This is a genomic window from Chloroflexota bacterium, assembly GCA_016875535.1.
Taxonomy (GTDB): Bacteria; Chloroflexota; Dehalococcoidia; order SHYB01; family SHYB01; genus VGPF01.
The window spans coordinates 47,987-60,646 of sequence record VGPF01000007.1 but is presented as its reverse complement, the minus strand read 5'-3'; the positions used below and the strand labels follow the sequence as shown (position 1 = coordinate 60,646).

The following is a 12,660-nucleotide window of genomic DNA, read 5'->3' as shown; positions in this document are numbered from 1 at the left end:
TGGGAGAGCGAGGCTTATTGCCGCGGAAAAAGTTTGTGATGTTCGGAACAAATGCTTGACAACCCAGATGCGCCTTTGATAGGATTCCAACGCCTCAAACGAGGTCCACTTTGAAGGGGGACGCGCCTAGGGGACGCCCAAGCGCGAACCGAGACTCGAACAGAGATGTCCTTCAACAAGTCGCTCGCCCGCCGCCTCGCGATCATCCTCCTTACGGCGGTTATGCTCCTTCTCATCACCGCCTGTCTTCCCGATGAACCCCAGTCCACCTTCGGCGCCGAGGGCAAGATCGCCCGGGACCAGGAGGGACTCTTCAAGTTCATCTTCTGGATCGCCGTTATCGTCTTCGTCGTGGTTGAAGGCGTCCTGGTCTACTTTATCTTCAAGTACCGCCGCAAGGCGAACGATACGAGCATCCCGCCGCAGATCCACGGGAACAACCGGCTGGAGATTGCCTGGACGCTCCTTCCGGTGCTTATCCTGGCGGCCATCGCCATCCCGACGTACCGCACCATCGCGGACCACAAGGACCCGCCGGAGGGTGATGCGCTGAAGGTCGAGGTCATCGGCCATCAGTGGTGGTGGGAGTTCCGCTACCCGGACCTAGGCGTCATCACCGCAAACGAGATGCACATACCCGTGGACAAGACGATCCTGGTGGCGCTGGAGTCCCAGGACGTGATCCACAGCTTCTGGATACCTAAGCTGGCGGGCAAGACGGACGTGATCCCCGGCCATATCAATGTGATGTGGCTGGTGGCTGATAACCCGGGCCAGAGCTACTACGGCCAGTGCGCCGAACTCTGCGGCCTTGCCCACGCCCAGATGCGCTTCCGGGTGAACACGCATACGCAAGCCGATTTTGACGCGTGGGTGAAGGCTCAGCAGAGTCCTCCTGCGCCGCCTGCGGCAAACAGCCTTGCAGCCAAGGGAGCGACGACCTTTGCGGTGAAGGGCTGCGTGGCGTGCCACACGATTAACGGCCCCGACGCCCCGGGCGTGCAGGAAGGCCGCGCGCAAGGCTTTGAGCAGGGGCGCGCCTCATTCCCCGCGCCGAACCTGACGACTTTCGGCGATAGAATCACCCTGGGCGCGGGCCTGGTTGAGCTGAACGAGCAGAACCTGCGCAAGTGGCTTGAGGACCCGGCGAATATCAAGCCGGGTAACCGGATGACTGAGCTGGCGCAGGCCTACACGGACTCTAACAGCGCGCTCACGACCGAAGATGTAGACGCCCTTGTGGCCTATCTGATGAGCCGCAAGGCTGCAGCGAAGTAAGGAAGCGACCTATCATGCAACGGCTTGACCATATGTCGGCAGCCTGCGGAGGCAAGCGATGGCCACAATAACCGGCGGCATGAAGGGCCTGGCCGTCCTGCGCCGCCCCACCAGCACGGAAGGCGTGTGGGGCTGGATCACGACAGTGGACGCCAAGCGCATCGGCGTGCTGTACGGCGTCACGGCGCTGATTTTCCTGATCGCGGGCGGCATGGAAGCGCTGATGATGCGCGTCCAGCTGGCGGCGCCCGAGCAGAACATCACCTCGCCGGAGACGTTCAACCAGCTCTTCACGATGCACGGCACGACGATGGTCTTCTTGGTCATCATGCCGCTGAACGCCGCCTTCTTCAATTTCGTGATGCCGCTGCAGATCGGGGCGCGGGACGTGGCCTTCCCGAGATTGAACGCCCTGAGCTACTGGATGTTCCTCTTCGGCGGGCTCTTCCTGCATGTGAGCTTCATCGCCTCCGGCCCGCCTGACGCCGGATGGTTCTCCTACGCGAACCTGACGGAGAAGCCCTTCTCCGCTGAGACGGGGATTGACTACTGGATCCTCTCGATCCAGATCCTGGGCGTCTCCTCCATGCTCTCATCGCTGAACTTCATCGTGACGATCATCAACCTGCGGGCGAAGGGCATGTCCTTCATGCGCCTGCCCATCTTTGTCTGGATGACCTTCGTGGTGGCCTTCCTGCTGGTCCTTTCGCTACCGGTCATCACCGTGGGCCTGGTGCTCCTCATGTTCGACCGGTTCACCGGAACGCACTTCTTCATCCCCAGCGCGGGCGGCGACCCGGTCCTGTGGCAGCACCTGTTCTGGATCTTCGGCCATCCGGAAGTCTATGTCTTGATCCTCCCGCCGATGGGCATGGTCTCCGAGATCCTGCCGGTCTTCGCGCGGAAGCCGATCTTCGGTTATAAGTTCGTGGTGCTGGCGGGCATCTTCATCGGCGTGACGGGCTTCGCGGTGTGGAGCCACCACATGTTCGCCGTGGGCCTTGGGCCCATCGCGAACACGTACTTCGCCACGGCGACGATGCTGGTGGGCGTGCCGACGGGCGTGAAGATCTTCAACTGGATCGCAACGCTTCATAAGAGCAAGCTGACCTTCGAGACGCCGATGCTGTTCGCGCTGGCCTTTGTGGCGCTCTTCACCATCGGCGGCATCAGCGGCATCATGCACGCCTCGCCGCCGACGGACCTGCAGCAGACGGACACCTATTTCATCGTGGCGCACTTCCATTACGTGCTCTTCGGCGGCGCGATCTTCGGCATCATGGGCGGCATCTACTTCTGGTTCCCCAAGGTGACGGGGCGGATGTTGAGCGAAACGTTGGGCAAGTGGCATTTCTGGGTCATGTTCATCGGATCGAACCTGGCCTTCTTCCCCATGCACTTCAGCGGAATGAACGGCATGCCTCGCCGCATCTATACGTACGACTCCGACCTGGGGTTGGGCTGGCTCAACATGATGTCCACGGTGGGCGCCATGATTATGGGCGTCTCCTTCTTTTTCCTGGCGTACAACATCATCAAATCGCTGAAGAGCGGCAAGAAGGCCGGGAACGACCCTTGGGATGGGCACACCTTGGAGTGGTCCGTCTCATCGCCGCCGCCGCACTATAATTACGAGCAGATCCCCGAGGTGCGCAGCACGCGGCCATTCTGGGACCAGAAGCACCCCGAGCTTGCCGAGCACGGGCCGCCCCCGCCGCAGGCCCCAGCGCCGAAGAACAAGCATATCGCGCTGCCGAGCCCTTCGTACTGGCCCATCGTGCTTGCGGCCGGCATGACCATCGCGGCCTTCGGCGGCCTCTATCACGCGACGATCCTGCCGGTGCTGCCCATCGGCCTCTCGATCGCTGTGATCGCAACGTATGCGTGGGTCCTTGAGCCGCCGATCGCCGAGCAGTCCGAAGGGCATCATTAGGAGCAGTGGTCATGGTTCAGCAGGCGCAACCAGTCAACCAAGCGCTCGAAGACCTGAAAGAGCACCATAGGACGAGCACGGGGCAGAGCCACCGTAAGGTGCTCATGTGGACCTTCCTGGGCACCGAGTGCATGTTCTTCGGCTCGCTGATCGCGACGTTCCTCATCTATCACAATAATGTGGCATCGGGCCCAGACCGCGAGCACGCCTTCGAGAGCCTGACGCTGGTGAGCATCATGGCCTTTGTGCTGCTCGCCAGCAGCTTCACGATGGTGCTGGCGCTGGCGGCTGCGCGCAGGGGCGACGAGAAGATGATGCGGGTGTGGCTGCTTGTGACGGCCTTTTTCGGCCTCTTCTTCATCGGCGCCCAGGGCTACGAGTTCTGGCACTTCACACAGGAAGGCCTGACGCCTCATGCCAGCCTCTTCGGGGCGTCCTTTATGGTCCTCACGGGCTTCCACGGGGCGCACGTGACGCTGGGCATCCTGTGGCTCGTCTCCGTGGCGGCGCTGGTGCGCCTGCACCCAAAGACGGACCACCGGCCGATCATGGCGACGATGCTACCCAAGTTCCTGGGCTTCCTTTCCGGCGTGCCCAAGCGCGAGCCGGGGACGGCCATCGAGGCGCGGCCCAGGCATCGCCGCTTCATCGCCTTCGTGCGTGAGCAGACGCAGGCCCCGCCGCCGCCCGTGCTGCCTCCGGATGTCTCCGTGAAGCAGTTCGAGGCGCATCACCTGGCCGAGGAGAAGGTGCTGAACGTGGAGCTGGTGGGCCTCTACTGGCACTTTGTTGATATCGTCTGGGTCGTCATCTTCACCGTGGTGTATCTCTTCGCATGAGCACACAAACGATGAAAATCTGCCCTCAGTGCGGCCACAAGAACTCCTACGAGGCGAAGTTCTGCAACAACTGCGCCTTCCGCTTCCGCGAGGAGCTGATGCCGCGCCCAGCGGCGGCTCCGGCGGGCGCCCATGCTGCGCCTGCGGCCGCCCATGGCGAGGCGGCCGGACATGCCGAGGCCCACGGCGGATCCCACCATTCCCAGATGTTCTATCTCGGCGTCTTTGCGGCACTGGCGGTCATCACACTGATCGAGCTGGTCTTCACGAGCCTGGACAACCAGGTTGTGAAGCTTGCCGCGCTGATCATCCTTTCGACTGCGAAGTTCTGCCTGGTGGTGATGTTCTTCATGCACCTGAAGGGCGATAAGAAGCTCTACACACTTCTTTTTGTCGGTCCGTTCTTTATCGGCGCGGGCATCCTGCTGACGCTGATGGCGCTCTTCAGCAACTTCCAACTGAGATAGGGTACGGAGATGGCTAGATTCATGAAAAAGATGCTCATAGCCGCCGGGCTTATCAGCGCCGTGGCGATCACGGTGACTGCCTGCGGCGGCGACGGCAAGGATGAGCCGTTCTCCCTGGGCGGCGATTCCCAGGTGGTAGGCTTTACGCCGACGCCGACGGCGCGCTTCCCCGAAGGGCCGAAGGCAACGGCGACGCCCGCGCACGGGACGGCTGTGCCGACGGGCGGGCCGACGACGCCTCCGCCTACAGGCGGGGGGAACGGCGACGTGACGGCGGGTCGCCAGGTCTATACCAATAGCGGCTGCAGCGGCTGCCACACCATCACGGGCATCTCCACCGGCTCCGTGGGCCCGAACCTGACGCGCATCGGCACAGTGGCGGAGACGCGCGTAGCCGGAAAGACGGCAGGGCAGTACATCAAGGAGTCCATCGAGAACCCCGGCGCATTCATCGTGCCGACGTTTGCGAATGCGATGCCGCCGGGGCTGGCGAGCGGCACGAACCTGGATAACCTGGTCGCCTTCCTGTTGGCGCAGAAGTAACGCGATAGCCTGAGCATGCAAAAAGGCCCCTCACGTGAGGGGCCTTTCTTTTTGGGCGAAGGCAGGGGCTTAGAAGAAGAACTTGGCGAGAGCCAGGATACCCTGCTTCCACGGTACGCGGTGGGAGACGCCGGAGCTTCCCTTGATCTGCCCGATGTTCGCCAGGTACCACTGGTAGTTGTGGACGAGCGCTTCCTTGTTGGAGTACTTGGGCTTGAAACCGAGGGCCTTTTCCGCCTTCTCTATGGAGACGAAGGAGTCTTTGGAGGCCGTCTCATAGACCCATTTATACAGGGGAGAAAGGCGCAACTTTTCCAGGACGCGGAGGGTCATGATGATGGGCGCGGCGGGGAGGCCTCGGATCTTCTTGCCGCGGCCCGCGTAATCGAGGACGGCCTGGTAGTCCTCCCGCATGGTGGTGAACTCTTTCGCGCCGATGTTGAAGGTATCGTTCGCCTTTTCCACGGGCGCGGCGGCTGCCAGGTGGATCGCTTCACAGAGGTCTTCCACGTCCAGGAGCTGGTAGCGGTTCTTGCCGCTGCCGATCATGGGGAAGCCGCGGCCATCCTTGGCCCAATCATAGAAGATGGCGAAGACGCCGAGGCGCTCCGGGCCGACGAAGGACTTGGGCCGGATGATGGTGACGCACATCCCCTTGGCGCGGTATTCGAGGCAGGCCTGCTCAGCGGCGATCTTGGCTGCCCCGTAGGCGCCGACGCCGACGAGCTTGTCGTTCTCATAGAGGGGGTGGTGGTCCGGCACGCCATAGACGGCGGTGGAGGAGATGTGGATGAAGCGCTGGACCTTGCGGCGGTGGGCGGCCTCCAGGACGTTCCTGGTGCCATCAATATCGGTGCTGATGATATCGCGCTTTTTGTAGAGGGGGAGCGCCGCCGCCGTGTGGACGACGATGTCTGCGCCTTCGACGGCCTTGTCCACGGCCGCCATATCGCGGATATCGCCTTTGTGGACGGCGACCTTGTCCTTCACGTCCGGGTACGTGAATTCGGCGATGTCCAGGGAGGCGACGCTGTAGCCCCTGGCGAGGAGGTAGCGCGTGAGGTTGATGCCGAGGAAGCCTGCGCCCCCGGTGATGAGGTATCGGGCCATAGGCGGTGCGCTTAGTTGAAGCTGATGACGATGCGGTCTTGGTCCTTGGGGTGATAGCCCAGGAAGTCGTTCTCCGCTTCGCCGTTCACGGTGGCCTTAAGCGTGCCGGGCGTGCCGTTGGGGCAGGCATCGCCGTTGGTGTAGAACTTGCCGCCGGGAAGCTGGATGCTGTTGTTGGTGATCTTGAAGCGCAGGCTCTCCAGCGAATCAAAGAAGCGCTTGAGCTTGGCGTTGCTTCCGGCAGAGGACGCACTCGAAGGCTCGATGTGGACCAGGCCATCGCCGTGGGAGTGCATGCCGTGGCTGCCGATATCCGAGGCGGGGGGCACCCAGTTTTCGCCGCAGACGCTGACGGTGATGGGGGCGTGCCAATGATCGCCCACCTGGGCGTAGCCGGAACTGCCCCGGGAGGCGACAAGTCCGACGACGACGATGACGATGATGATGGCAACCCCGGCCACGATCCACCAGGCGCCGCCGCTCAGCCTGCGCGGCTTGCGGTCCGGCCTGACGGCGGCTTTCTTGCGATTTGTCTTTGGCATCCAACGCTCCTTGAAGGGTATCCCTATTGTACCGGAGTACGTTTCTCCTGTGCGGCGGCACGGGCGGCCCGCTCATCGGCGCGGCGCTCTTCTTCGCGGCTCTGCTTTTCGCGCGCATCGAACCAGACGGAGAGGATATAGACCGCGACGATAAGGAGGAGGGTATCGCCGCCGACCCACATAAGCGCGCCGCCGGCCTGCTGGTCTTCCAGAGGCGTCCAGTTCCAGATGTGGGTTCGGTCGGCATAGTGTGGATAGAGCAGGGTCTTGCGGAAGGTGAGGCTGGCGCCGAGGTAGATGTTCTGGAACATCGTCAGGCCGATGAAGAGGGCGCGCGCAGGGTAGTTGAGGCGGCTCCGGAGGGGCTTGGCATCTATGACGGTGACCCACCAAAGCATCGCGACGGCCATGAAGCTGACGTGCTGAAGGTAGTGGATGCCTTGGCTCTCCAGGGCCGATTGATAGAGGCCGCCGCCCAGGTGCCAGCCCCAATTGGCGGCGGCGAAGGCGGCCCAGACGAGGATGGGATTGGCGATGAGGCCGAAGAGGGCGCGGGCCAGCTGGTTGCGCACGATGGGCCGCACGAAGCCCTGGCGCACGCGGCGGGGAAGGCCGCGCAGGATGGGCGTGGTAGGCGCGCCGAGGAGGATAAGAGGCGGTGCGATGAGCTGGAGCAGCATGTGCTGGGCCATGTGCATAAAGAAGAGATCGTCGCTCATGGCGTCTATGGGGGAGCAGAGGGCTATGACGAGGGAGAAGAGGCCCGCATAGAAGGCGAAGGGACGCCAGGAGGCGAACCAGGAGGGGCGGAAGTACCAGTTCCGCAGGCCCCGGGCATAGAGCCACGCCGGGAGGAGGACGACGAGGATGATGATGGGGTCGAAGGACCAGCGGGCGAGGGATGCCGCGCCTTCGCCTTCAGGCCCGACGGTGTGCGCGAGGATGGCAGGGAGCATCAGAATGCCTACTTGGGCAGTTCAGGCCGCTGGAGGAGCTGGACCGATGTGGGGCGGTCTGCGATATCGCGCGGGATGTGGTCCCAAGTGACGGCGCCGCTCTTGGCGACGATGTAGGTGGCGGGCGCTGCGACGCTATCGCCCAGGAGATTGAAGACGCCGTAGCGGCGGACGATGGCTCCGGTGGGATCCGGCAGGACGGGGTACTGGGCCTTGGCGAGATCGGCCATCTGCTTGGCATCGCTTTCCCTATCCATGCTGATGGCCAGGACCTCCACGTTGCGCGCCTTGAAGGCTTGGTAGTTCTCTTGCAGCTCCACGAGCTGGTTCCTGCAGATGCCTCAGAAGAAGCCACGATAGAAGACGAGGATGACGGCCTGCTTCTCCTGAAGGAGTTTGCTGAGGGCTATCTCCCGTCCATCGGCGGCGCGGACGGTAAAATCTGGCGCCTGTTGCCCCTGGCGCACCGTCGCGATGGGGGCCGTGGGGGTGGGCGTGCGGAAGGCCGGTGTGAGCGTGGGCCTGCCCTTCCCGGAATCGCCGCCGGAGCAGGAGGCGATGATGCCGGCAACGGCGAGGGCGGCGAGGAGCACGGCGACCTTGTTCTGCATGGACGTACCACCTCGCCTTACGTGCCGCTCTTCTTCTGCGCGATGGCGGCTTTGAGATCTTGGATCTCGGCCTCCACATCGCGCTGGCGGCACCCGAGGAGGAAGGTGTAGCCGAAGATGGCCGCGATGACGATGGAGAAGGCGACGTAGACTGCCGTGATTCCACTCATAGGCTACTCCTCTAGGGAAGCGCGAAGCTCTTCAAGCTCTTCGCGGCTCTGTTCGATGCGGACGCGCTGGATGAGTATATAGGCCAACAGGGCCATGAAGGCGGCGAAGGTGACCCAGGTGACGGTCCAAACTTCGGGAGGAAGCTCCCGCGGCTCCGGGTGCAGGTCGCGGTCCGTCAAGTAGACGGACAGGAAGACCATGGGCATGTCCAGGAATCCGATGATGCCGAGGACGGCGGCATAGCGCGCGCCCTGCTCCTGGTCTTTCACGGTCTGGCGCAGCATGACATAGGCGACGAAGATGAGCCACAGGATGAAGGTAAAGGTGAGGCGCGGCTCCCAGGCCCAGAAGGTGCCCCAGGTGGCCTGGCCCCAGATACCGCCGGAGACGATGACAAGGGTGAGGAAGAGGAGGCCGACTTCCGCTGCGGAGCGCGCCCAGACGTCAAAGAGGCGCTTGCGTTTCCAGAGGTAGAGGATGCCGCCGATGAAGACGACGATGAAGGAGAGGTAGGCGGCTAGGGCCATGGGCAGATGGAGGTAGAAGATGCGGTAGGGTTCGCCCTGGAGGAGGTCTACCGGCGCCCAGATGAGGGCGAGGTAGAGGCCGACGATCCAGAGGACGGCGGCAGCGAGCCCCAAGAGCTCGGGGTGGAAGTAGATATACGAAATGAGGCGCGCGGGAGGCAGGCCCATGAATCCCGGGCCGCTTCCCTTGGGCTGCGCTGTGTTCATGGCCTTCACTGCTGTTTAGCCCCAGTCTTCAAGGACGTACTCGTAGACGATGTAGGAGACGACCAGAGAGACGACATCGAAGACGATCAGGATTGTGGCCCAGGCCCTGATCTCCCGCCAAGGCTCGCCGTCCAGGAGGAGGCCCGTGGCCTTCACGCTCGCGATGACGAGCGGGACGAGAATCGGCAGGAGCAGGACCGGCAGCATCACCTCGCGCGCCCTGGTGTTCACGGCCATCGCGCCGAAGAGAGCGCCGACGGCGGCGAATCCCACCGTCCCGAGTATTATGACGGCGATAACGGTGCCCCTCAAGGCGTCCACATCGAAGAACTCGGAGAAGGCGGGAACAAGGAAAACCTCGGAGAGGCCGATGAAGAGTAGATTGGCGAGGAACTTCGAAAGGTAGACGGCCCCCCTATCCACTGGACATAAGAGAATGCCTTCCATAGAGCCGCGCTCACGCTCATGGCTGTAGGAGCGCCCTAGGCCCAGGATGCCTGCGAAGAGGATGGCGACCCAGAGGACGCCGGGAGCGACGAGGAGCAGGCTATCGGCGCGAAGCTCGAAGGCGAAGTTGAAGATGGTGAGGGCCAGGATGCCGAACATCAGCATCGCCGCCAGGCTGTCTTTGGTGCGCAGCTCGATGACGACGTCTTTCCAGAGCATGGCGTGAAGCTGGCGCACGATGCCCGGGCGGGCGGCAGGCTGAGGCGGGTGGCTACCGGGCTGTGACATAGCGCTGGTAGGTCTCCTGCAGCTCCGCAGTCCCGATGTTCTCTAGGGAGCTTTGGTGGGCGATGCGCCCCGCCGCGAGGATGAGGAAGCGCAGGCAGTGGGCGCGCCCCAAGGCCAGGTTGTGGGTGGCCATGACGACGGTGCGCGGCGCGCCTTCCCGGTGCAGGAGGCCCTGGATGAGATGGGAGCCTTCCTGATCCAGGCCGGTATCCGGCTCGTCCATCAGCAGGATATCCGGGTCGTGGAGGAGTGCGCGGGCGAGGGCGAGGCGCTGCTGCATGCCACGGGAGAAGGTGCGCGCCTTGTCCCGCCTGCGCGCGGCCAGGCCCACCTGGGCCAGGAGGGCTTCGGCGCGGGCGGCGGGATCGGCGAGGCCGAACATCCGCCCGTAGAAGCGCAGGTTCTCCTCCGCCGAAAGGTCTTCATAGAGATAGGGATGGTGGGCGACGACGCCGACCTTTTGCCGCAGAGCCATGCCGTCCCGCCGGTAGTCCATCCCGGCGATGGTGAACTCGCCCTTGGTCTGGCGCGTGAGGCCGGAGAGGATGCGCAGGAGCGTGGTCTTGCCGGAGCCGTTGGGGCCGAAGACGGCGAGGCGCTCGCCGGGGGCGACGGCGAGATCGAGAGACTTGAGGGCGGCCTGGGGGCCATAGCGCTTGCCTAGGCCCTGCACCGCTATCGCGGGGGAGGCTGTGTTCATCGTCCCGCCTTCGGCTCGCTCTCGTTCAAGAGGAGCGTCACATCCAGGAGGCGGCGTTTCTGGGGGGCGCGGCGGCGTTCGTGGTCTTCCTTGGCGATGGCCCCTGCGGCGAGCATATCATCCAGGGCGGCAATGGAGGCGATCAGATCATCGCGCTCTCTGAGGAGGCTCGCCGCGCCGCCTGCCGCGATGGGCTCGCGCCTGCGAAGCATCGCGTAGTAGGCGATGCCGCCGGCGAGGGCCGCCATGAGCGCCACGCCGAGGTAGCGGAGGACGGCATCCAGGTTCGAATCGTTCTTCCGCGCAGGGGCGAAGCGCTGGAGGTTGGAGAGTTCGATGCGCAGGAGGGTTCCCGGCTCCACGTTAAGGCGCGCCAGGAGGTTGAAGGCCTTGCCGCCGCGGTCCACGCGCCCTAGGTCGCTGAGATCTGCGCTGGCGATGGCGCCGAACTGGGGCGGCATGAGGACGCCGACGGTCTGCGTCTTATAGGCAAAGGCAGCATCGAAGGCGGTGGCGGTGTCCGTGTAGGGGATGCCGAAGGCGAGGACGAAGCGCTGTTCGCCTGGCTGGACGGGCGTCTTGGCGGCTAGGCCCCCCGGCGTGACGACGGCGCCATCCGGCACGAAGCCGTGGCCGGGAACGGGGTCGAAGGCGTTGCCGGGGAGCGGGAACTTCACGGTGCCGCCGCCCTGGAGGTTGGTGAAGAGATCGCCGACGTAGGTGCGGTCGCCGCTGTTGAGGAAGGTGACGGATTGGAAGACGGCAATGACGCCGCTTGCGCCGTCTACGTCCAGAATCTCCAACTGGGCGAGATTGATGGAGATGTTCGCGTCGGAGGTCGTCGTCTCGTAGACCTTGATCTCGATAGTCCCCGGACCTTTGGAAAGGTCCGTGGGCTGTGAGTTATAGGCGACGTTCTGGTAGCCCGCGGCGACGACGTACCGAAGGTCGCCGGAGGTGTCCAGGCCATCAAAGCGGAATCGCCCCTGGGCATCGGCGGCGGCGAGGCGCTGGGCCGTCTCCGTATCGCCGCGAAAGGTCTTGAGCGAAAGGGGAGTGTTCGCGACGCTGCCGCCGCCTGCCGTGCCGTTGACGATGGCGCCTTGGATGACGCCTGTGGCCTGAGCAAGGGCAGCGCGGGCCGGTAGAGCGATGGCCAGCATAACGGCGATAAGGGCGAGGATGGCAAGGCGTTTCACGGCTGTGCGCTCCCGGGGGTCTGGCGCTTGGCGGCGATCTCCCGCTCAAGGGCTTCGTCCGCGCCGTTGAGCCGAGCATCTATCTCCTTCAGCACGGAGATGGCCTGGGACTCATAATCGGCGAGCATGGCGGTGTAGTCTTCTTCCACCAGGTTGCCGAGCTTGCGGTCGTACTCCAGGTCGCGCATGGAGCGGTAGAGGGTGTCGCGACGGTCCAGGAGGCTTTGGGCGGGGCTGCGTTCTTCGGCTATGGGCGCGGGTTCGCGGCCGGCTTGGCGTAGAGGACGCAGGATGATAAAGAGGGCGCCTGCGGCGAGGAGGATGGAGATGACGGCTGCCACGGCTAGTCATTCCTCTCGTTCAGCTCATCGCGCAGTCGTTTGCGGTAGGCGTCCCTCTCCTGAGTTGGGAGTGGCGCAGGGGCGGCCGCCGGTTGCACGGCACTCCCGGCCCGCTGGCGGCGGAGGGCGACGAGGATGATGAGCGCGGCGGCGACGACGGCCAAGCCGGGCACCCACCAGACGGCGGAGTAGAAGCCGGTCTTGGGCGGCTCGCGGAGGACGCCGGGGCCATAGACGTCCACGAAGAAAGCGATGATTTGCTTTTCGCTCTTGCCCTGGGCGAGCTGTTCGCGGATGGACTCGCGCATGCCGGCGGCCACGGGAGAGGGCGAATCGGCCACGGAGGTGCCCTCGCAGACGGGGCACTGGATCTTATCGCCGATCTTGCGCACCTGCGTCTCGTTCACCTGGGCGTAGGCCGCCTGCGAGAGGATCGCGCCCAGCAGGACCAGCGAGGCGAGGAGGAGGACGAGCAGGCTGCGTCTATGGGTGGCGATCATG

Annotated in this window: 16 protein-coding genes and 1 pseudogene; 5 read left to right on the top strand and 12 right to left on the bottom strand. The window is 64.0% G+C overall.

What is annotated here, in order from left to right:
• The first annotated feature begins 165 nt into the window (after positions 1–165).
• The 5 genes and pseudogenes from coxB to FJ039_03970 all read left to right on the top strand — a co-directional run bounded on the left by coxB (position 166) and on the right by FJ039_03970 (position 5,060).
• Positions 166–1,278, top strand: a complete 1,113-nt coding sequence (coxB, locus tag FJ039_03990) for a cytochrome c oxidase subunit II (GenBank protein MBM4405330.1) — start codon at positions 166–168, stop codon at positions 1,276–1,278.
• A 58-nt stretch (positions 1,279–1,336) separates the two neighbouring features.
• Positions 1,337–3,211 (top strand): cytochrome c oxidase subunit I, encoded by a 1,875-nt coding sequence (gene ctaD / locus FJ039_03985; GenBank protein MBM4405329.1) that lies wholly within the window; start codon positions 1,337–1,339, stop codon positions 3,209–3,211.
• 752 nt (positions 3,212–3,963) lie between these two features.
• Positions 3,964–4,050: pseudogene (locus FJ039_03980) on the top strand (cytochrome oxidase subunit III).
• Positions 4,047–4,517: a hypothetical protein gene (locus FJ039_03975; protein ID MBM4405328.1), complete on the top strand. Its 471-nt coding sequence runs from the start codon at positions 4,047–4,049 to the stop codon at positions 4,515–4,517. Before FJ039_03980 ends, FJ039_03975 begins: the two are co-directional and overlap by 4 nt.
• A 9-nt stretch (positions 4,518–4,526) precedes the next feature.
• Positions 4,527–5,060, top strand: a complete 534-nt coding sequence (locus FJ039_03970; GenBank protein MBM4405327.1) for a cytochrome c — start codon at positions 4,527–4,529, stop codon at positions 5,058–5,060.
• A 69-nt stretch (positions 5,061–5,129) separates the two neighbouring features.
• Here FJ039_03970 and FJ039_03965 read toward each other — a convergent pair whose 3' ends face one another.
• From FJ039_03965 to FJ039_03910, 12 genes are read right to left on the bottom strand one after another with little or no spacing between them, the layout of a single operon-like run.
• Entirely contained in the window at positions 5,130–6,170 is a 1,041-nt protein-coding gene (locus FJ039_03965; protein ID MBM4405326.1) for an NAD-dependent epimerase/dehydratase family protein, read from the bottom strand.
• An 11-nt stretch (positions 6,171–6,181) separates the two neighbouring features.
• Entirely contained in the window at positions 6,182–6,712 is a 531-nt protein-coding gene (locus tag FJ039_03960) for a hypothetical protein (protein ID MBM4405325.1), read from the bottom strand.
• Positions 6,713–6,735: 23 nt separating this feature from the next.
• The gene (locus tag FJ039_03955; protein ID MBM4405324.1) at positions 6,736–7,668 is read right to left on the bottom strand and encodes a cytochrome c oxidase assembly protein; all 933 of its coding nucleotides are present in this window, start codon (positions 7,666–7,668) and stop codon (positions 6,736–6,738) included.
• Between the two features lie 8 nt (positions 7,669–7,676).
• Positions 7,677–8,006: a peroxiredoxin family protein gene (locus FJ039_03950; GenBank protein MBM4405323.1), complete on the bottom strand. Its 330-nt coding sequence runs from the start codon at positions 8,004–8,006 to the stop codon at positions 7,677–7,679.
• A 3-nt stretch (positions 8,007–8,009) separates the two neighbouring features.
• Positions 8,010–8,279 carry a redoxin domain-containing protein gene (locus FJ039_03945; protein MBM4405322.1) on the bottom strand — a complete coding sequence of 90 codons (270 nt, stop codon included), beginning with the start codon at positions 8,277–8,279 and terminating at the stop codon, positions 8,010–8,012.
• A gap of 17 nt (positions 8,280–8,296) precedes the next feature.
• On the bottom strand, positions 8,297–8,449 hold the full coding sequence (locus tag FJ039_03940) for a CcmD family protein (protein ID MBM4405321.1): 153 nt from the start codon (positions 8,447–8,449) through the stop codon (positions 8,297–8,299).
• Positions 8,450–8,452: 3 nt separating this feature from the next.
• Entirely contained in the window at positions 8,453–9,184 is a 732-nt protein-coding gene (locus FJ039_03935) for a cytochrome C assembly protein (GenBank protein ID MBM4405320.1), read from the bottom strand.
• A 15-nt stretch (positions 9,185–9,199) separates the two neighbouring features.
• Positions 9,200–9,919 carry a hypothetical protein gene (locus tag FJ039_03930; protein MBM4405319.1) on the bottom strand — a complete coding sequence of 240 codons (720 nt, stop codon included), beginning with the start codon at positions 9,917–9,919 and terminating at the stop codon, positions 9,200–9,202.
• The gene (gene ccmA, locus FJ039_03925; protein MBM4405318.1) at positions 9,903–10,619 is read right to left on the bottom strand and encodes a heme ABC exporter ATP-binding protein CcmA; all 717 of its coding nucleotides are present in this window, start codon (positions 10,617–10,619) and stop codon (positions 9,903–9,905) included. The genes FJ039_03930 and ccmA overlap by 17 nt, the downstream gene beginning before the upstream one ends.
• Entirely contained in the window at positions 10,616–11,818 is a 1,203-nt protein-coding gene (locus FJ039_03920) for a hypothetical protein (GenBank protein MBM4405317.1), read from the bottom strand. Before FJ039_03920 ends, ccmA begins: the two co-directional genes overlap by 4 nt.
• Positions 11,815–12,159, bottom strand: a complete 345-nt coding sequence (locus FJ039_03915; protein ID MBM4405316.1) for a hypothetical protein — start codon at positions 12,157–12,159, stop codon at positions 11,815–11,817. Before FJ039_03915 ends, FJ039_03920 begins: the two co-directional genes overlap by 4 nt.
• 2 nt (positions 12,160–12,161) lie before the next feature.
• Entirely contained in the window at positions 12,162–12,659 is a 498-nt protein-coding gene (locus FJ039_03910) for a cytochrome c-type biogenesis protein CcmH (GenBank protein MBM4405315.1), read from the bottom strand.
• Position 12,660: the final 1 nt, after the last annotated feature.